19 protein-coding genes are annotated in these 19,910 nt (G+C 53.8%); 15 read left to right on the top strand and 4 right to left on the bottom strand.

Features of this window, described 5'->3' with window-relative positions; genetic code table 11:
• Nucleotides 1-43: 43 nt before the first annotated feature.
• Nucleotides 44-934, bottom strand: a complete 891-nt coding sequence (gene garR / locus OGV50_RS09690) for a 2-hydroxy-3-oxopropionate reductase (RefSeq protein WP_012135258.1) — start codon at nt 932-934, stop codon at nt 44-46.
• 28 nt (nt 935-962) lie between these two features.
• On the bottom strand, nt 963-1,733 hold the full coding sequence (gene garL, locus OGV50_RS09695; RefSeq protein WP_024130976.1) for a 2-dehydro-3-deoxyglucarate aldolase: 771 nt from the start codon (nt 1,731-1,733) through the stop codon (nt 963-965).
• Between the two features lie 409 nt (nt 1,734-2,142).
• Between garL and garD the strand changes: the two genes are divergently transcribed.
• Nucleotides 2,143-3,714 carry a galactarate dehydratase gene (gene garD, locus OGV50_RS09700; RefSeq protein ID WP_012135264.1) on the top strand — a complete coding sequence of 524 codons (1,572 nt, stop codon included), beginning with the start codon at nt 2,143-2,145 and terminating at the stop codon, nt 3,712-3,714.
• Nucleotides 3,715-3,773: 59 nt separating this feature from the next.
• Here the strand turns inward: garD and OGV50_RS09705 are convergent, their stop codons facing one another.
• Nucleotides 3,774-4,583, bottom strand: a complete 810-nt coding sequence (locus OGV50_RS09705; RefSeq protein ID WP_012135265.1) for a DeoR family transcriptional regulator — start codon at nt 4,581-4,583, stop codon at nt 3,774-3,776.
• 249 nt (nt 4,584-4,832) lie between these two features.
• On the opposite strand from OGV50_RS09705, the gene kbaZ reads away from it, so the two are divergent.
• The 10 genes from kbaZ to OGV50_RS09755 all read left to right on the top strand — a co-directional run bounded on the left by kbaZ (nt 4,833) and on the right by OGV50_RS09755 (nt 15,068).
• Nucleotides 4,833-6,128 carry a tagatose-bisphosphate aldolase subunit KbaZ gene (gene kbaZ / locus OGV50_RS09710; protein ID WP_024130977.1) on the top strand — a complete coding sequence of 432 codons (1,296 nt, stop codon included), beginning with the start codon at nt 4,833-4,835 and terminating at the stop codon, nt 6,126-6,128.
• Between the two features lie 18 nt (nt 6,129-6,146).
• Nucleotides 6,147-6,620 carry a PTS N-acetylgalactosamine transporter subunit IIB gene (gene agaV / locus OGV50_RS09715; protein WP_012135267.1) on the top strand — a complete coding sequence of 158 codons (474 nt, stop codon included), beginning with the start codon at nt 6,147-6,149 and terminating at the stop codon, nt 6,618-6,620.
• 10 nt (nt 6,621-6,630) lie between these two features.
• On the top strand, nt 6,631-7,410 hold the full coding sequence (gene agaW, locus OGV50_RS09720; protein ID WP_115181078.1) for a PTS N-acetylgalactosamine transporter subunit IIC: 780 nt from the start codon (nt 6,631-6,633) through the stop codon (nt 7,408-7,410).
• Nucleotides 7,400-8,278, top strand: a complete 879-nt coding sequence (agaE, locus tag OGV50_RS09725) for a PTS N-acetylgalactosamine transporter subunit IID (RefSeq protein WP_012135269.1) — start codon at nt 7,400-7,402, stop codon at nt 8,276-8,278. The genes agaW and agaE overlap by 11 nt, the downstream gene beginning before the upstream one ends.
• Nucleotides 8,279-8,295: 17 nt before the next feature.
• Nucleotides 8,296-8,730, top strand: a complete 435-nt coding sequence (agaF, locus tag OGV50_RS09730) for a PTS galactosamine/N-acetylgalactosamine transporter subunit IIA (RefSeq protein WP_110493762.1) — start codon at nt 8,296-8,298, stop codon at nt 8,728-8,730.
• Entirely contained in the window at nt 8,727-9,860 is a 1,134-nt protein-coding gene (nagA, locus tag OGV50_RS09735; RefSeq protein ID WP_286488522.1) for an N-acetylglucosamine-6-phosphate deacetylase, read from the top strand. Before agaF ends, nagA begins: the two co-directional genes overlap by 4 nt.
• A 299-nt stretch (nt 9,861-10,159) precedes the next feature.
• Nucleotides 10,160-11,305, top strand: a complete 1,146-nt coding sequence (locus OGV50_RS09740) for an AgaS family sugar isomerase (protein WP_200092952.1) — start codon at nt 10,160-10,162, stop codon at nt 11,303-11,305.
• Nucleotides 11,306-11,317: 12 nt separating this feature from the next.
• Entirely contained in the window at nt 11,318-12,190 is an 873-nt protein-coding gene (kbaY, locus tag OGV50_RS09745) for a tagatose-bisphosphate aldolase subunit KbaY (RefSeq protein ID WP_286488523.1), read from the top strand.
• A gap of 121 nt (nt 12,191-12,311) precedes the next feature.
• Nucleotides 12,312-13,883, top strand: a complete 1,572-nt coding sequence (gene malX, locus OGV50_RS09750) for a maltose/glucose-specific PTS transporter subunit IIBC (protein WP_286488524.1) — start codon at nt 12,312-12,314, stop codon at nt 13,881-13,883.
• A 12-nt stretch (nt 13,884-13,895) separates the two neighbouring features.
• Entirely contained in the window at nt 13,896-15,068 is a 1,173-nt protein-coding gene (locus OGV50_RS09755; protein ID WP_110493759.1) for a MalY/PatB family protein, read from the top strand.
• A gap of 96 nt (nt 15,069-15,164) precedes the next feature.
• On the opposite strand, the gene rsmI is transcribed toward OGV50_RS09755, so the two are convergent.
• Nucleotides 15,165-16,028, bottom strand: a complete 864-nt coding sequence (rsmI, locus tag OGV50_RS09760; RefSeq protein WP_047461036.1) for a 16S rRNA (cytidine(1402)-2'-O)-methyltransferase — start codon at nt 16,026-16,028, stop codon at nt 15,165-15,167.
• Between the two features lie 62 nt (nt 16,029-16,090).
• Between rsmI and OGV50_RS09765 the strand changes: the two genes are divergently transcribed.
• Genes OGV50_RS09765 through dolP form a run of 4 tightly spaced genes read left to right on the top strand, consistent with a single transcriptional unit; the run spans nt 16,091 to nt 19,685 of the window.
• Complete coding sequence (locus tag OGV50_RS09765; RefSeq protein WP_286488525.1) at nt 16,091-18,136, top strand: penicillin-binding protein activator; 2,046 nt, start codon at nt 16,091-16,093, stop codon at nt 18,134-18,136.
• Nucleotides 18,094-18,489, top strand: coding sequence for a YraN family protein (locus tag OGV50_RS09770; RefSeq protein ID WP_286488526.1), 396 nt, complete (start codon nt 18,094-18,096; stop codon nt 18,487-18,489). The genes OGV50_RS09765 and OGV50_RS09770 overlap by 43 nt, the downstream gene beginning before the upstream one ends.
• A 20-nt stretch (nt 18,490-18,509) precedes the next feature.
• Complete coding sequence (diaA, locus tag OGV50_RS09775) at nt 18,510-19,100, top strand: DnaA initiator-associating protein DiaA (protein WP_012135279.1); 591 nt, start codon at nt 18,510-18,512, stop codon at nt 19,098-19,100.
• A 9-nt stretch (nt 19,101-19,109) separates the two neighbouring features.
• Nucleotides 19,110-19,685: a division/outer membrane stress-associated lipid-binding lipoprotein gene (dolP, locus tag OGV50_RS09780; RefSeq protein WP_012135280.1), complete on the top strand. Its 576-nt coding sequence runs from the start codon at nt 19,110-19,112 to the stop codon at nt 19,683-19,685.
• The last annotated feature ends 225 nt before the right edge of the window (nt 19,686-19,910 follow it).

The following is a 19,910-nucleotide window of genomic DNA, read 5'->3' on the forward strand; positions in this document are numbered from 1 at the left end:
GGTCATAGGCCCGGACCGCCGCGCGCGACCGGGCATGACGTCATTAGCGAGCGATTTCCACTTTCGCCAGTTTTTCGTAGTAGCAGGCCAGGGCGCTATGGTCGGCCGTGCCCAGACCATCGGCACGTAGCGCCTGCATCATTTCCATCACGGCGGCGGTCAGCGGCAGTTGCGCGCCTACGCCATGAGAGGTGTCCAGCGCATTCGCCAGATCTTTAATATGCAGATCGATGCGAAAGCCCGGTTTGAAATTCCGTTCCATCACCATCGGCGCTTTCGCATCCAGCACGGTGCTACCCGCCAGACCGCCGCGAATCGCCTGATACACCAGATCCGGGTTCACCCCCGCTTTGGTCGCCAGCGTCAGCGCTTCAGACATGGCTGCGATGTTCAGCGCGACAATCACCTGGTTAGCCAGTTTGGTCACGTTGCCCGCGCCGATATCACCGGTATGCACCACGGAACCGGCCATTGCTTTTAGCAGATCGTAATATTTATCGAAAATCGCTTTATCGCCGCCAACCATCACCGACAGCGTACCGTCGATCGCTTTCGGCTCGCCGCCGCTTACCGGCGCATCCAGCATATCGATACCTTTTGCTTTCAGCGCGTCGCTGATTTCACGGCTTGCCAGCGGAGCGATAGAGCTCATATCGATCAAAACGGTGCCTGGCTTCGCGCCTTCAATAATGCCGCCTTCGCCCAGCGCCACTTCTTTCACATGCGGCGAGTTCGGCAACATGGTGATAATCACATCGCACTGTTCGGCAACGGCTTTTGCCGTGGTTGCGGTTTCTGCGCCTGCGGCAATAACTTCGGCAATCGCGTCAGGGTTACGGTCAGAAACCACCAGCGAGTAACCGGCTTTGAGGAGGTTTTTGCTCATTGGTTTACCCATGATGCCCAAGCCAATGAAACCTACTTTCATCGTCATAATCTTCTCTCTCTTGTTTCAGTGGTGGTTATTTCTTAAAGGCGTCAGCCAGCTTTTGCGTGGCGGAGCGGAACACGCCCAAATCGCTCCCCACAGCAACGAACGTCGCGCCCCATTCCAGATAGCGGCGCGCGTCGGCTTCGACCGGCGCCAGAATGCCGCACGGTTTACCGTGGGCTTTGGCGCGGGCAAAGATATGCTGAATGGTTTTCTGTACTTCCGGGTGAGAGGCGTTGCCAAGATGACCTAACGCCGCAGCCAGATCGCTTGGGCCGACAAAAATACCGTCAACGCCTTCAGTGGCCGCGATAGCATCAACGTTATCCACCCCCTGCTGGCTTTCGATCTGCACCAGAATGGTGATGTTCTTATTTGACTGGGCAAAGTAATCCGGCACGGTGCCAAACATATTGGCGCGATGGGAAACGGAGACCCCACGGATGCCTTCCGGCGGATAACGCGTCGAGGCTACGGCGCGAACGGCTTCTTCTTCCGTCTCGACAAACGGGATCAGGAAGTTATAGAAACCGATATCCAGCAGACGCTTAATAATGACCGGCTCGTTCGTCGGCACCCGTACCACCGGCGCGCTGGCGCTGCCTTTCAACGCCATCAGTTGTGGAATAAAAGTTGAGATATCGTTCGGCGCATGTTCGCCATCCAGCACCAGCCAGTCAAAACCTGCCAGCCCTAACACTTCCGTACTGATGGGGTTTGCCAGCGCGGACCAACAGCCGATCTGAATGCGTTGCGCTGCCAGCGCAGCTTTAAATTTGTTCGGGAAGATATCGTTACTCATCATTTATACCCTGGATGAATCATTATTTATTTCCGCAATTCCGGGAGATATTTAGATTTGCTCATCTAAGGAATTACGCTGATATTTTATCGATAGCGGATAATGAAAGTCGTGAATCAGTATAATCATACTTACGCCGCTAAACATTGTTGTATTGCTCAATTTTAATATTCACAATGAATAATATTTTGAGCATTTGCACAACGTCATGGGCGGTGATGCACAGATTTGTACATTACTCGCCCAGCGCCCGTACCATCGGGAATAATGGCCGATCGCGATCACATTTTTAAACAAAAACTCCTGGCATTCTTTATTTAGCAGCAACGTATTTTTAATTCTGACAATAAAAAGCAGTTGTTCTCTTTAACACATTTATTATCACCACCTGGCTGGAGAATACTGGACAATGGCCGATATCGAAATTAGACAAGAATCGCCAACCGCGTTTTATATTAAAGTGCATGACACCGATAACGTGGCAATTATTGTTAATGACAATGGTCTGCAAGCCGGAACGCGTTTCCCGGACGGGCTGGCGTTGGTTGAACATATTCCTCAGGGGCATAAAGTGGCGCTGGAGGCGATTCCTGCCCACGGCGAAATTGTGCGTTATGGCGAGGTGATCGGCTATGCCGTTCGCGACATCGCACGCGGCAGCTGGATAGATGAGTCGCTGGTTGAGCTACCGAAAGCGCCGCCGTTACACACCCTGCCGCTGGCGACGAAAGTGCCGGAACCGCTGCCGCCGCTGGAAGGCTACACGTTTGAAGGCTACCGCAACGCGGATGGCAGCGTCGGCACCAAAAATCTGCTCGGCATCACCACCAGCGTACACTGCGTGGCGGGCGTCGTGGATTATGTCGTGAAGATCATTGAGCGTGACCTGCTGCCCGGATACCCGAATGTAGACGGCGTTGTCGGTCTGAACCACTTGTACGGCTGCGGCGTGGCGATCAACGCGCCAGCGGCCGTGGTTCCTATCCGCACCATTCATAACATCTCGTTGAACCCGAACTTCGGCGGCGAAGTTATGGTCATCGGCCTTGGCTGTGAAAAACTTCAGCCGGAACGTCTGCTGGAAGGCACGGAAGATGTGAAAGGGATTCCGGTGGACAGCGCCAGTATTGTGCGTTTGCAGGATGAGCAGCACGTCGGCTTTAAGTCGATGGTCGAGGATATTTTGCAGGTGGCCGAACGCCACCTGGCGAAGCTCAACCAGCGCCAGCGTGAAACCTGCCCGGCTTCCGAACTGGTGGTCGGAATGCAGTGCGGCGGCAGCGATGCGTTTTCCGGCGTGACGGCCAACCCGGCGGTGGGTTACGCCTCGGATCTGTTAGTGCGTTGCGGCGCGACGGTGATGTTCTCGGAAGTCACCGAAGTCCGTGATGCGATCCACCTTCTCACGCCACGCGCAATTAACGAAGAGGTCGGCAAACGCCTGCTGGAAGAGATGGCCTGGTACGATAATTATCTTGATATGGGGAAAACCGACCGCAGCGCCAACCCGTCGCCGGGCAACAAAAAAGGCGGTCTCGCGAACGTGGTGGAAAAAGCGTTGGGCTCTATCGCAAAATCCGGGCAGAGCGCGATTGTGGAAGTGCTGTCCCCCGGTCAGCGGCCGACAAAACGCGGTTTAATTTACGCCGCCACGCCCGCCAGTGATTTTGTCTGCGGCACGCAGCAGGTCGCTTCCGGGATCACCGTGCAGGTGTTCACAACCGGTCGCGGAACGCCATATGGCCTGATGGCGGTTCCGGTAATCAAAATGGCGACCCGCACAGAGCTGGCGAATCGCTGGTTTGATTTGATGGACATCAACGCGGGCACCATTGCCACAGGGGAAGAGAGCATTGAGGACGTGGGCTGGAAGCTGTTCCACTTTATTCTGGACGTCGCGAGCGGTCGTAAAAAAACCTTCTCAGACCAATGGGGGCTGCATAACCAGCTGGCCGTGTTTAACCCCGCGCCAGTGACCTGATGACGAAAAAAGGCCGGATGGGGATCGCATCGCCATCCGGCCTTTTACAGATAACTGAATTACGCGTTCACCAGAATCACTTCAATACCGCTCTTGCGTAAACCTTCCAGGCTGTCGACAGGAATACCTTCATCCACAATGATGGTATGAATACGCTGCGTATCAATGATCTTATGCAGACTGGAGCGGTTAAACTTCGTGGAGTCCGTGACGACAATGATGCGCTCGGCCACTTCACACATCCGGCGGTTAAGTCTGGCTTCATCTTCATTGTGCGTGCTGACGCCACGCTCTAAATCAATGGCATCGACCCCCAGAAACAACATATCGAAATGGTAATTCTGTAGCGACTGCTCTGCCTGGTCACCATAAAATGACTGCGACTGGCGGCGCAGATGCCCACCAGTCATCAGCAGTTCCACTCCCTCAGCTTCCAGCAATGCATTGGCGACATTCATGCCATTGGTCATGGCGATGATATCCGTATGCTGGCGCATCATGCGCGCGATTTCATATGTCGTGGTGCCTGAGTCAAGGATCACCCGGTGTCCGGGTTTAATCAGCGAAACCGCCGCCTGGGCGATACTGCGCTTTACAGCGGTATTGAGTGAACTTTTATCTTCCACCGAAGGCTCAATACCCGGAGTATTGCTGTCGCAAATTAACGCGCCGCCATACGCACGCACGGCAATCCCCTGTTTTTCGAGAAAAGCCAGATCGTTACGGATGGTCACGGTGGAGACGCCGAATAAGACGGAAAGATCGTTAACCTGTACGCTTCCCTGCTGTCGCAACCGCTGGATAATTTGCTCCCGCCTTTCGCTGGTAGCGGTAATGCGCTTATCCGCAGAAGAATCAGTACTGCTCATAAAAAATCCTTTAATCAAATCTTTCGTTTCATTTCGATTTTTCTATTAACGCCTTTCTTTTACTGGAATGCAAGCCCCCATACCTGCAAGCCATAAGACGACGCATCGCTGAAACCTTTCATTATGTTTCTTTTGTGAAACAGATCCGAAAACCGATATCTTTCGTTTTATTTTTATAGCGTCTTGCACCAGTATCAGATGAAACAAAATGAAAGACACTTGTCTTAAGCATTCAACCTGGAGAGGAAAGTGAAACATCTAACAGAAATGGTGGAGCAGCATAAACGAGGGAACACAAATGGGATTTATGCCGTTTGTTCTGCGCATCCACTGGTGCTGGAAGCCGCTATACGTTATGCCCATGCAAACCATACCCCACTGCTGATTGAAGCCACCTCTAACCAGGTTGACCAGTTCGGGGGTTATACCGGCATGACGCCCGCCGATTTTCGCGGCTTTGTTTACCAGCTGGCCGACTCACTTAATTTTCCACAATCACAGTTGATTCTGGGCGGCGATCACCTCGGCCCCAACCGTTGGCAAAATCTGCCTGCCGCCCAGGCGATGGCAAATGCGGATGATTTAATAAAGAGCTACGTGGCAGCCGGGTTTAAAAAGATCCATCTCGATTGCAGCATGTCCTGCGCCAACGATCCGATACCGTTAACCGATGAGATCGTTGCTGAGCGCGCCGCGCGACTGGCGAAGATCGCAGAAGAAACCTGCCGTGAGCATTTTGGCGAATCCGATCTGGTTTACGTGATCGGTACTGAAGTTCCGGTTCCCGGCGGCGCGCATGAGACATTGACTGAACTGGAAGTAACAACACCTGACGCGGCACGAGCCACGCTGGAAGCGCATCGTCATGCATTTGAGAAACAGGGACTGAGCGCCATTTGGCCTCGCATCATCGGGCTGGTTGTACAACCGGGCGTTGAGTTCGACCATACGCATATCATTGATTACCAACCGCAAAAAGCCATCGCGTTGAGTGCAATGGTAGAAGCGTATGACACGCTGGTGTTTGAAGCGCACTCCACGGATTACCAGACGCCACAGTCGCTGCGCCAGCTGGTGAAAGATCACTTTGCGATTCTGAAAGTCGGCCCGGCCCTCACCTTTGCCCTGCGCGAAGCGTTATTCTCGCTGGCCGCAATTGAAGAAGAGCTGTTACCCGCCAAAACCAGCTCTGGTCTGCGCCATGTGCTGGAAAGCGTGATGCTCGATCGCCCGGAATACTGGCAGAGTCACTACCACGGCGACGGCAACGCACGCCGCCTGGCGCGTGGTTATAGTTATTCCGATCGCGTTCGCTATTACTGGCCGGATCAGCAGATTGATGAGGCGTTTGCACGGCTGGTTCGCAACCTGGCGGATGACCCCATTCCACTGCCGCTCATCAGCCAGTATTTGCCGCTACAGTACGCCAGAGTGCGCGAAGGGGATCTCAACGCAACGCCGCGAGAGCTCATTATCAGCCACATTCAGGACGTACTACAGCAGTACCACGCCGCCTGCCAGGGCGTTACATCCCAAAACGCATAACAACGAAGAGGAAACGCTATGCCAAACATTGTATTGAGTCGAATTGACGAACGTTTAATCCACGGCCAGGTCGGCGTGCAGTGGGTTGGGTTTGCGGGGGCAAATCTGGTACTGGTCGCCAATGATGAAGTGGCTGAAGACCCGGTACAGCAAAACCTGATGGAGATGGTGCTGGCGGAGGGGATCGCCGTACGTTTCTGGCCGCTGCAAAAAGTGATCGACAATATCCATCGCGCTGCCGATCGACAGAAAATTCTGCTGGTCTGCAAGTCGCCAGCGGATTTCCTCAAGCTGGTGGAGGGCGGCGTTCCCGTAACACGTATCAATGTAGGCAACATGCACTATGCCAATGGCAAACAACAAATTGCCAAAACGGTTTCTGTCGATGCTAACGATATTACGGCATTTAATGGCCTGAAAACCGCCGGTGTCGAATGCTTCGTACAGGGAGTTCCGACAGAACCCGCTTTGGATCTCTTTAAACTACTCTGAGGGATTCACAATGGAAATCAGTCTGTTGCAGGCTTTTGCGTTGGGTATTCTCGCCTTTATCGCAGGCCTGGATATGTTCAACGGGTTAACGCATATGCACCGTCCGGTGGTGCTTGGGCCGCTGGTCGGCCTGATTCTGGGCGATCTGCATACCGGTATTTTGACGGGTGGTACGCTGGAACTGGTGTGGATGGGCCTGGCACCTTTAGCTGGCGCACAGCCGCCAAACGTGATTATCGGCACGATCGTGGGAACGACGTTTGCGATTACGACCGGCGTGAAACCCGATGTCGCCGTGGGTGTCGCCGTACCGTTTGCCGTCGCCGTACAAATGGGGATTACCTTCCTGTTCTCAGTGATGTCTGGCGTAATGTCCCGCTGCGACCGTATGGCGGCTAACGCTGACGCCCGCGGCATTGAACGAGTCAACTATCTGGCGCTGCTGGCGTTAGGCATCTTCTACTTCCTCTGCGCCTTCCTGCCGATTTACTTTGGGGCGGAACATGCGAAAACCGCCATTGATGTGCTGCCGGAACGTCTGATTGACGGGCTTGGCGTCGCAGGCGGCATTATGCCTGCTATCGGTTTCGCCGTACTGCTGAAAATCATGATGAAAAATGTCTATATCCCCTATTTCATCATCGGTTTCGTTGCCGCAGCCTGGCTCAAACTTCCGGTGCTGGCCATCGCCGCTGCGGCCCTCGCAATGGCATTGATCGACCTGCTGCGTAAATCTCCTGAACCGACTCAACCTGCGGCACAGAAAGAGGAATTCGAAGATGGCATCTAATCAAACCACGCTACCAAACGTCTCCGACACTGACGAGACGCTGCTGTCCGGCGTAAACGAAAACGTCTATGAAGACCAGAGTATCGGCACTGAACTGACGAAAAAGGATATCAACCGCGTGGCCTGGCGTTCCATGTTGTTGCAGGCTTCCTTTAACTACGAGCGTATGCAGGCGTCTGGCTGGCTGTACGGTTTACTGCCCGCCCTGAAAAAGATCCACACCAACAAACGTGATTTAGCGCGTGCAATGAAGGGCCATATGGGTTTCTTCAACACCCATCCATTTCTGGTGACGTTTGTGATCGGCATTATCCTCGCGATGGAGCGCTCCAAGCAGGATGTGAACAGCATTCAGAGTACCAAAATTGCCGTTGGCGCCCCGCTCGGCGGAATTGGCGATGCGATGTTCTGGCTGACATTGCTGCCCATTTGCGGCGGTATTGGAGCCAGTCTCGCACTGCAAGGTTCTATCCTCGGCGCCGTCGTCTTTATTGTTCTGTTCAACGTGGTTCACCTCGGCCTGCGTTTTGGCCTGGCGCACTATGCTTATCGGATGGGGGTCGCGGCCATTCCGCTTATCAAAGCGAACACCCGGAAAGTGGGTCATGCGGCGTCTATCGTTGGGATGACGGTGATTGGCGCGCTGGTGGCAACCTATGTTCGTCTGAACACCACGCTTGAAATCAAGGCCGGTGATGCGGTTGTTAAATTACAGGCCGACGTTATCGATAAACTCATGCCCGCGTTTTTACCGCTGGTCTATACCCTGACCATGTTCTGGCTGGTACGCCGCGGCTGGAGCCCGCTACGCCTTATTGGCATCACCGTCGTTTTGGGTGTAGTCGGTAAATTCTGTCACTTCCTGTAAAGACAAAGAGGTTTGAGATGTTAGGCATTATTTTGACGGGGCACGGCGGATTTGCCAGCGGGATGGAAAAAGCGATGAAGCAGATCCTTGGCGAGCAGTCGCAATTTATCGCCATCGACTTCCCGGAAGCATCAACGACCGCGCTGCTCACCTCACAGCTTGAGCAGGCCGTTGGTGAACTGGACGACCGGGAGGATATCGTGTTTCTGACTGACCTGTTGGGCGGTACGCCTTTTCGGGTGGCATCAACACTGGCGTTACAGAAACCGGGACGGGAAGTGATCACCGGCACGAATTTACAGCTCCTTCTGGAGATGGTGCTGGAACGCGAAGGATTAACCAGCGAAGCCTTTCGCCAGCAGGCGCTGGAGTGCGGGCATCGCGGCCTGACCAGTCTGGTGGATGAGCTGGGGCGCTGTCGCGAAGAAAACGCCATAGAGGAAGGGATATGATCCAGTTGCTGCGCGCCCGACGCGTGTTGACCGAGCAGGGCTGGCTTGACGATCACCAACTCCGTATTGAGAAAGGCGTTATTGCGGCAATAGAGCCCGTTCCCCCAGGAATCACAGTGCGTGATGCAGAGCTACTGTGCCCGGCATATATTGATACGCATGTTCACGGTGGCGCAGGTCTGGATGTCATGGACGACGCGCCGGAGACGCTCGATAAACTGGCGTTGTATAAAGCGCGCGAAGGCGTGGGCGGTTGGCTTCCCACGACGGTCACTGCACCGTTGGATGCTATCCGCAATGCGCTGGAACGTATTGCCCGGCGCTGTCAGTCCGGCGGCCCCGGCGCGCAGGTGCTGGGTAGTTATCTGGAAGGTCCCTGGTTCACGCCGCAGAACAAAGGGGCTCATCCGCCTGAACTGTTTCGTGAATTGGATCTTGCCGAGCTGGACGACCTGATAGCCGTCTCACAGAACACCTTGCGCATCATCGCGCTGGCGCCGGAAAAACCTGGCGCACTGCAAGCAATTCAACATCTCAAACAACGCGGCGTACGCGTCATGTTAGGCCATAGCGCGGCAACGTACGAACAGACCTGCGCCGCATTTGATGCCAGTGCAGACGGGCTGGTGCATTGTTTTAACGGTATGAGTGGATTACACCATCGGGAACCAGGAATGGTGGGCGCCGGGTTAACCAATACGCGTGCGTGGCTGGAGCTTATCGCCGACGGGCACCATGTCCATCCTGCGGCACTGCGTCTGTGCTGCGGCTACGCGAAAACGCGGGTTGTATTAATCACCGATGCGATGCGCGCAGCAGGTATGCCTGACGGGCAATATGATATTTGCGGCTACGACGTCGAAATGCGTGGCGGCATTGTACGCACCGCGTCCGGTGGGCTGGCGGGCAGTGCGCTCTCGATTGATACCGCCGTACGAAATATGGTCAAACACGCTGGCGCGACGCCAGAAGAGGCTATCCATATGGCCTCACTGCATCCTGCCCGCCTGCTTGGCATCGATCGCCAGTTGGGATCGATCGAGCCAGGCAAATGCGCCAGCCTCATCGCGCTGGACAATGGCCTGCATCTCCAGCGTGTCTGGATTCAGGGGCAGCCCTTCGCCTTGTAGACCTTTCATTCTCTGTCATATTGGCCTTAGACGTAACGTCATGAGGCCTTTCTTTTTCTTTCGCTAAGGAAATCCTTAGATAACGTAAGTTAAAGCCAACACGTTATATATCAATGAGATAACTACACCCTTCGTTTCACCGATCACATTTTTCGTTTTATTTCACTTTGCATCATTGAACTTTCGATTTCTTTTCTATAGATTTTATTTAACTGAACAGAAGAACAAGTGAAACGAAACGAAAGTCAAAGGAACAATACCAACGGCTGAGTGGAGTTCACAAGACTAAGGACTATGTTATGCCAGAAACTCGCACCTCCGTTACCGGCACCTGGACGGAAGAAGAGATCCGTCAACAACCGGCCAGTTGGATCCGCTCACTCAATAACATCAGCAGTATTCGATCGGCCATTGATCGTTTCCTGACGCCATTGCTGTGCAAAAACGATCTGCGGATCATACTGACCGGCGCAGGCACTTCCGCGTTTATCGGCGATATCATCGCCCCCTGGCTTTCACGCCACACCGGGAAAAACATCACGGCCGTACCCACCACTGACCTCGTCACAAATCCAATGGATTACCTGACGCCCGCACATCCGTTACTGCTGGTCTCCTTCGCCCGCTCCGGCAACAGCCCGGAAAGCGTTGCCGCCGTTGAGCTGGCAAATCAGTTTGTGCCTGAGTGCTATCACCTTTCGATCACCTGCAATGAAGCCGGAAATCTGTATCAAAATGCCGTCGACAGCGATAACGCCTTCGCATTGTTGATGCCTGCTGAAACGCACGATCGCGGCTTTGCGATGACCAGCAGCATCACCACCATGATGGCAAGCTGTCTGGCGGTGTTCGCACCCGATACGATCAACAACCAGACCTTCCGCGATGTTGCGGATCGCTGCCAGACGATCCTCACCTCGCTCGGTGATTTCAGCAAAGGCGTTTTTGGCAATGAGCCCTGGAAACGGATCGTTTACCTCGGTAGCGGCGGGTTACAGGGCGCTGCGCGTGAATCTGCGCTCAAAGTTCTGGAGCTGACAGCCGGTAAGCTGGCTGCATTTTACGACTCGCCGACGGGTTTCCGTCACGGCCCGAAATCGCTGGTTGATAACGAAACGCTGGTCGTGGTGTTTATCTCCAGCCATCCCTACACCCGTCAGTACGATCTCGATCTGTTAGCGGAACTGCGTCGCGATCAACAGGCACTGCGCGTCGTCGCAATCGCCGCTGAAAGCGATCCTGTCATCGACGCAGGCCCACATATCCTGCTGCCGCCATCGCGCGCTTTTATTGATACAGAACTGGCTTTCTGCTTCCTGATCTACGCGCAGGTGTTCGCACTCACGCAATCCATCAGCGTCGGAAACACTCCGGACACCCCATCCGCCAGCGGCACGGTTAACCGTGTGGTGCAAGGTGTTGTTATCCATCCCTGGAATGCCTAAGAGGATCGCATCATGAGCATTATTTCCACCAAGTACCTCCTGCAAGATGCCCAGACGAAAGGTTACGCTGTCCCTGCATTCAACATCCATAACGCCGAAACGATCCAGGCGATCCTCGAAGTTTGCAGTGAAATGCAATCCCCCGTGATCCTCGCCGGTACGCCTGGCACCTTTAAGCATATTGCTCTGGAAGAGATCTACGCGCTATGCAGCGCTTACTCCAACAGCTATGACATACCGCTGGCGCTGCATCTCGATCACCATGAGTCGCTGGAAGATATCCGCCGCAAGGTCAATGCCGGCGTACGCAGCGCCATGATCGACGGTAGCCACTTCCCGTTTGAAGAAAACGTGAAGCTGGTGAAATCGGTGGTGGATTTCTGTCACGCGCGCGATTGCAGCGTGGAAGCTGAACTGGGACGTCTGGGCGGCGTGGAAGACGACATGAGCGTCGATGCGGAAAGCGCCTTCCTGACCGATCCGCAGGAAGCGAAACGCTTTGTCGAACTCACCGGTGTCGACAGCCTCGCTGTGGCAATCGGTACTGCACACGGCCTTTACACCAAACGTCCTAAAATCGATTTCCAGCGTCTGGCTGAGATTCGCGAAGTGGTTGATATCCCACTGGTGCTGCACGGCGCAAGCGATGTACCTGATGAATACGTCCTCCGCACCATTGAACTGGGCGTATGCAAGGTTAACGTCGCCACCGAACTGAAAATTGCCTTTGCCGATGCAGTCAAGAAGTGGTTTGCGGAAAACCCGCAGGGTAACGATCCGCGTTATTACATGCGCGTGGGCATGGATGCGATGAAAGACGTCGTCAGAAGTAAAATAACGGTTTGCGGATCCTACAAAAAGTTACTGCAACCTTCGCATTGTTAATCTTTGTTTTCGAATTGAATCAATAAACATATAAAAACAACTTACTTCGCAATTTCAAAAGGTCATGATTAATTCCTCATGACCTTCATATTATACTGATGAAAATCATGGAGTACTCTACATGACACAGGAAAAGTCCTTTAAATCGAGGTTATGGGAATTCTTTCAAAGCCTGGGTAAAACATTTATGTTCCCCGTATCGCTGCTTGCATTTATGGGGTTATTATTAGGTGTAGGCAGTTCAATTACCAGTCCGTCGACAATAAAAAGCTTTCCATTCCTGGGAGGAGAACTTACCCAATTAACTTTTGGTTTTATTGCAATGGTAGGTGGATTTGCTTTTACTTATTTACCTGTCATGTTTGCTATTGCTATTCCAATGGGAATGGCTAAACGGAATAAAGCCGTTGGTGCTTTTTCAGGTTTTGTCGGCTATATGCTGATGAATATGAGTATCAATTATTACCTGACCGCAACACACCAGATTGCGGATGCCGCGACAATGAAACAGGTCGGGCAATCCATCGTATTAGGCATTCAGACATTAGAGATGGGCGTGCTGGGCGGCATCATCGCTGGCGTTATCACCTATTTCCTGCACGAGCGTTTCCAGGATACCGTCTTGCATGACGCTTTCGCTTTCTTTAGCGGCATTCGTTTCATCCCTATTATCACCTCGCTGACAATGTCTCTGGTGGGGTTAGCGATTCCATTACTCTGGACCTACGTCGCGATGGGTATTGCCGGTATCGGGCATATCATTCAGAGCACCAGCGTATTTGGCCCATTCTTATACGGTGTAGGCGTGCTGCTGCTCAAGCCTTTCGGCCTTCATCATATCCTGTTAGCTATGGTGCGTTTCACCCCGGCTGGCGGAACGGAGTTCGTTAACGGCCATGAAGTCGCCGGGGCGCTCAATATTTTTTATGCCGAGCTGAAAGCTGGCCTTCCCTTCAGCCCACATGTAACGGCCTTCTTATCTCAGGGCTTTATGCCGACATTTATTTTTGGTTTGCCTGCCGTAGCATATGCTATCTACAGAACGGCCAAACCCGAAAACCGCCCGGTGATTAAAGGACTGTTACTTTCCGGTGTTTTAGTTTCGGTTATCACTGGTATCTCCGAGCCCATTGAATTTTTATTCCTCTTTATTGCCCCAGCGCTGTATGCCTTCCATATTGTAATGTCTGGGTTGGCTTTGATGGTCATGGCAATTCTTGGTGTCACCATTGGTAATACGGACGGCGGCATTCTGGATTTGTTAATTTTCGGTGTGATGCAAGGAACATCAACGAAATGGTATTTATTATTCCCGGTTGGTATCGTTTGGTTTGGGATCTACTTCTTTGTTTTCCGCTGGTACATTCTTAAGCATGATATTAAAACACCAGGCCGTGAGGACTCTTCAGATGATGCAGCCCAGGCTGTTGCAGCAAATACCAAAGCACGCGGCAAATCAAAATATGATCACGGTGTTATTTTGAATGCGCTGGGTGGGAAAGAAAATATCGATTCTCTGGATAACTGTATTACCCGTTTACGCCTGGTGGTGAAAGATATGTCCAAAGTGGATCAACAAACATTAAAAAACGCCGGGGCGCTCTCCGTCGTTGTACTGGATGCGTATAGCGTTCAGGTCATTATTGGGCCACAGGTGCAAAGCGTGAAAACAGGCATTGAAGCCTTAATCTAACAGGAGTCTGGAATGTTCGATTTCGACAGTATCATCGAGCGTCAAAGTGATAAATGCCGCAAGTGGGATCATCCGTTTGTCTGCTCGCGGTTTGGCGCCGTACCAAAAGACTTTATTCCGCTATGGATTGCGGACATGGATTTCACCTCACCTCCTGCGGTGATTGACGGCTTCCAGCGTATCGTCCAGCACGGAACATTTGGCTACACCTACTGTTTCGATGCGTTTTATGACGCGGTCATTACCTTCCAGTATGAGCGCCATCAGGTAAATGTTCAGCGTGACTGGATCACGCTAACCTACGGCACCGTTTCTACACTGCACTACACGGTTCAGGCATTCTGCCAACCGGGCGATAGCGTGATGATGAATACGCCGGTCTATGACCCTTTTGCGATGGCGGCGCAGCGGCAGAATGTGCATGTTCTCGCCAGCCCGCTTCGCGTGGAAGAGAACCGCTATCATCTTGATGTTGAATTGATCGAAGACCAGCTTAAAACGCATCGTCCAAAGCTATGGTTCTTCTGTTCGCCGCATAACCCTTCAGGAAGGATCTGGCGTGCGGATGAGATCCGTCTGGTCTCTGATTTATGCAAACGCTATGGCGTGATCCTGGTCGTTGACGAAGTCCATGCCGAGCACATTCTTGATGGTAAGTTCGTCAGTTGCTTGTCATCGGGGTGCGCCGCACTGGATAACGTTATTGTCCTGACCTCGCCCAACAAAGCTTTCAACTTAGGCGGGCTGAAAACCTCTTATTCCATCATCCCGAATGAGACGCTGAGGCAGCGTTTTCGCCAGCAGCTTGAGAAGAACTCCATCACCTCGCCGAATATCTTCGGTGTCTGGGGAATCATTCTTGCCTATCAGCAGGGGCTTGCATGGCTGGATGCGCTGAATGGATATCTGCGCGGCAACGCCGTATATCTGGCTGACGCCATTAAGACCCACTTTCCCGACTGGAAAATGATGACACCGGAATCGTCATATCTCGCATGGATTGACGTGAGTGCGGATGAGCGCAGCGCAACGCAACTGACACAGCACTTTGCTCAACAGGCAGGAGTGGTGATCGAAGATGGCAGCCACTACGTGCAAAACGGTGAAAACTATTTACGGATTAACTTCGGCACCCAGCGCTATTGGCTGGAACACGCCATCGACAGGATGCTGAAGCATTACTAATCCTTGTACAAACAGTGTTATCCCCACCGGGTAACACTGTTTTTCCTCTGATGCGGCCAGCCAGGGCAGTAAATGGCGGCCGCCCGACTTTCACACTTACTCCCCCTGCTGCTCCAGCGCATACTTATACAGCGCGTTCTTTTTCACGCCGTGGATTTCGGCGGCAAGAGCGGCGGCCTTTTTCAGCGGCAGTTCCGCCTGTAACAACGCCAGCGTTCGCAGCGCGTCGGCAGGAAGCGCATCGTCCTGGGCTTTGTGCCCTTCGACAATCAGTACCATTTCCCCCTTGCGGCGGTTTTCGTCCTCTTTCACCCATGCCAGCAGTTCGCCGACCGGCGCGCCGTAAATGGTCTCCCAGGTTTTGGTCAGCTCACGCGCCAGCACCACGTAGCGAGATTCTCCCCACACGGCGACCATATCTTCCAGGCTGTCCAGCAAACGGTGCGTGGACTCATAAAAAATCAGCGTCCGTGGTTCTGCTTCAATCGCTTTCAGCGCATCACGGCGGCCTTTCGATTTCGCGGGCAGAAAACCTTCATAGCAAAAACGATCGGACGGCAACCCGGCGGCGCTCAGCGCGGCAATCGCAGCGCACGGCCCCGGCAACGGAACCACACGGATGCCGGCTTCACGACAGGTACGCACCAGATGGTAACCCGGATCATTGATCAATGGCGTTCCGGCATCAGAAACCAGCGCAATGTTCTGCCCCTCTTTCAGCTTCGCCACCAGCGTCTCGGCTTTTTGCTGCTCATTATGGTCATGTAAAGCGAACAAACGGGCGTTAATCGCGAAGTGTTGTAACAATAGCCCGGTATGACGAGTGTCTTCAGCGGCAATTAAATCAACGGCTTGCAAAACTTCGAGCGCTCGTTGGGTAATATCAGCCAAATTCCCGATAGGAGTAGGTACAATATAGAGTTGGCCCTGAGAATTATCCGCCGATTCGTTTTGTTTCATTGTGTCGTCCGTATTGCCGATTTAATATTGAGCATTGCGTAAAAAATATCACTGGATACAGTATGGTACCCTCAACATTTTCTCGTTTGAAAGCCGCGCGCGCGCTGCCTGTCATTCTGGCAGCATTGATTTTCGCGGGCTGTGGCACCCAGGCGCCGGATCAAAGTGCTGCCCATATGCAGGGCACGGCACAAGCTGATTCCGGCTTTTATCTGCAACAAATGCAGCAAAGTTCAGATGATAGCAAGACCAACTGGCAATTACTCGCCATTCGTGCACTGCTGAAAGAAGGCAAAAGCCAGCATGCCATCGAATTATTCAACCAGTTGCCGCAAAACCTGAACGATGCGCAGCGTCGCGAACAGTCGCTGCTGGCGGTTGAGATCAAACTGGCGCAGAAAGATATCGCCGGCGCGCAGGCGCTGCTGGAAAAACTCACTCCGGCTGATTTGGATCAGAACCAACAGGCGCGTTACTGGCAGGCGAAAATTGATGCCAGCCAGGGCCGCCCTTCTCTTTCACTGCTGCGCGCGTTAATCGCCCAGGAGCCGCTGCTGTCTGCAAAAGACAAGCAGAAGAACATGGACGCCACCTGGCAAGCGCTCTCCTCTATGACCCAGGAACAGGCTCAGGCGCTGGTCATTAACGCCAATGAAAACGTCCTGCAAGGCTGGCTGGATTTACAGCGTGTCTGGTTCGATAACCGTAACGACCCGGACATGATGAAAGCCGGGATTGCCGACTGGCAAAAACGCTACCCGCAAAACCCAGGGGCAAAACTGCTGCCCACGCAACTGGTCAATGTGCAAAGCTTTAAACCGGCTTCTACCAGCAAAATCGCCCTGCTGCTGCCGCTGAACGGCCAGGCCGCCATTTTTGGCCGCACCATTCAGCAAGGTTTTGAAGCGGCGAAAAATCTGGGGACGCAACCGGTGGACGCGCAGCCTGCCGCTGCGCCTGTCGCGGAACCGACAGCGTCGGCAGAACCTGCCCAGCCGCAAGCCGCTGACGGCGTCGCCAGCCCTTCTCAGGCGGCGGTGAACGATTTGACTGGCGACGAACAAACGCAGCCCGTCGAGCAACCGGTAAGCGCCCCGGCGCAGACCGCTACGGCGAGCGCGCCGGCCAACCCTTCTGCTGAACTGAAAATCTACGACACCACCTCTCAACCGCTGGATCAGATCCTCACGCAGGTTCAGCAGGACGGCGCCAGCATTGTTGTCGGGCCGCTGCTGAAAAATAACGTTGAAGAGCTGATCAAAAGCAATACGCCGCTGAATGTCCTGGCGCTTAATCAGCCTGAGAAGGTGCAGAACCTCGCCAATATTTGCTACTTTGCCCTCTCACCTGAAGATGAAGCCCGCGACGCGGCGCATCATATTCACGACCAGGGCAAACAAAATCCGCTGTTGCTGATTCCACGCAGCGGGCTGGGCGATCGCGTGGCGAACGCTTTCGCTCAGGAGTGGCAGAAGCTGGGCGGCGGCACGGTGTTGCAGCAGAAATTCGGTTCTACCGCTGAGCTGAGAATGGGCGTCAACGGCGGCTCCGGCATTGCCCTGACGGGCAGCCCTGTCGCCGCCAGCCAGCCCTCACAGCCGGGCGTCACCATTGGCGGCCTGACGATTCCAGCACCGCCGACAGACGCGCAGATCACTGGCGGCGGCGGTCGCGTTGACGCGGTCTACATTCTGGCGACGCCGGAAGAGATCGGGTTTATTAAACCGATGATCGCCATGCGTAACGGCAGCCAAAGCGGCGCAACGCTGTACGCCAGCTCGCGCAGCGCGCAGGGCACTTCCGGCCCCGACTTCCGTCTGGAGATGGAAGGCTTGCAGTACAGCGAGATCCCAATGCTGGCCGGTAGCAATATGCCGTTAATGCAGCAGGCGCTCGGCGCCGTACGCAACGACTACTCCCTTGCCCGTATGTACGCGATGGGCGTAGACGCGTGGTCGCTGGCGAACCACTTCTCGCAGATGCGCCAGGTGCCGGGTTTCGAAATTAACGGTAATACCGGGGCGTTAACCGCCACACAGGATTGCGTGATTAACAGGAAGTTATCATGGCTCAAATACCAGCAAGGGCAAATCGTCCCCGCCAGTTAACGAGTAAACAGACCGGCGACGTGTGGGAAGCCGCCGCACGCCGCTGGCTGGAGAGCAAGGGACTGCGTTTTGTTGCCGCCAACGTGCGTGAGCGCGGCGGCGAAATCGATCTGATAATGCGTGACGGAAAAACCACGGTCTTTGTTGAGGTTCGTTATCGCCGCTCGGCACAGTTTGGCAGCGCGGCCGCCAGTGTGACCTGGAGCAAACAACACAAATTATTACAGACCGCCCGCTTGTGGCTTGCTCGCCACAATGGGAGTTTTGATACTGTGGATTGCCGGTTCGATGTGTTAGCCTTCACCGGAAATGATGTTGAGTGGTTTAAGGATGCCTTTAACGACCGCTCATAATTGAAGATTTAAGGATTAGCGTGCTCGATAGAATTAAAGTCTGCTTTACAGAAAGCATTCAAACGCAAATTGCTGCGGCAGAAGCTCTCCCGGATGCAATTTCCCGTGCCGCCATGACGCTGGTTCACTCCCTGCTCAACGGCAACAAAATTCTCTGTTGTGGTAATGGTACTTCCGCCGCCAACGCACAGCATTTTGCTGCCAGCATGATCAACCGTTTTGAAACAGAACGTCCCAGTTTACCCGCTATTGCACTTAATACCGATAATGTGGTCTTAACAGCGATTGCCAACGATCGCCTGCATGATGAAATCTATGCAAAACAGGTCCGTGCGCTGGGCCATGCCGGTGATGTTTTATTGGCGATTTCTACGCGTGGCAACAGTCGCGATATCGTTAAGGCCGTTGAGGCCGCCGTCACTCGGGATATGACCATTGTGGCGTTGACAGGCTATGACGGGGGCGAGCTGGCCGGGTTATTAGGGCCGCAGGATGTTGAAATCCGTATTCCCTCGCACCACAGCGCACGCATTCAGGAAATGCATATGCTGACGGTAAACTGCTTGTGCGATTTGATCGACAACACGCTTTTCCCTCACCAGGATGATTAAGGAGTACATATGAAGGCATTTTCGCCACTCGCAGTCCTTATTTCTGCGTTGCTGTTGCAAGGTTGCGTCGCTGCCGCGGTGGTTGGAACCGCCGCTGTGGGTACGAAAGCCGCAACCGATCCACGTAGCGTTGGCACCCAGGTGGATGACGGAACCCTGGAGCTGCGCGTAAACAGCGCGCTGTCGAAAGACGAACAAATCAAGAAAGAAGCGCGCATCAACGTAACGGCGTATCAGGGCAAGGTATTACTGGTGGGTCAGTCGCCGAATAGCGAACTCTCCTCGCGGGCAAAACAGATTGCGATGGGTGTCGATGGAGCGACAGAAGTGTATAACGAAATCCGTCAGGGCCAGCCGATTGGTCTTGGGACGGCTTCGAACGATACCTGGATCACCACCAAAGTGCGTTCGCAGCTGTTAACCAGCGATCAGGTGAAGTCGTCCAACGTAAAAGTGACGACCGAAAATGGCGAAGTTTTCCTGTTGGGTCTGGTCACCGAGCGTGAATCAAAAGCCGCTGCGGACATCGCCAGCCGGGTCAGCGGTGTGAAACGCGTCACCACCGCCTTTACGTTTATCAAATAACCCGCCGTTTTAGCCGGATGGCGGCTGCGCCTTATCCGGCCTACGGGAAGTACCATTTGTAGGCCCGGTAAGCGCCAGCGCCATCGGGCATTGAGCCGGATGGCGGCTTTGCCTTATCCGGCCTACAGGAAGTGCCATTTGTAGGCCCGGTAAGCGCCAGCGCCACCGGGCATTGCGCCGGATGGCGGCTTTGCCTTATCCGGCCTACAGAGAAGCACTTACGTA

The organism is Citrobacter sp. CK180 (genome assembly GCF_030333655.1).
In the GTDB taxonomy this organism is placed as follows: Bacteria; Pseudomonadota; Gammaproteobacteria; order Enterobacterales; family Enterobacteriaceae; genus Citrobacter_B; species Citrobacter_B koseri.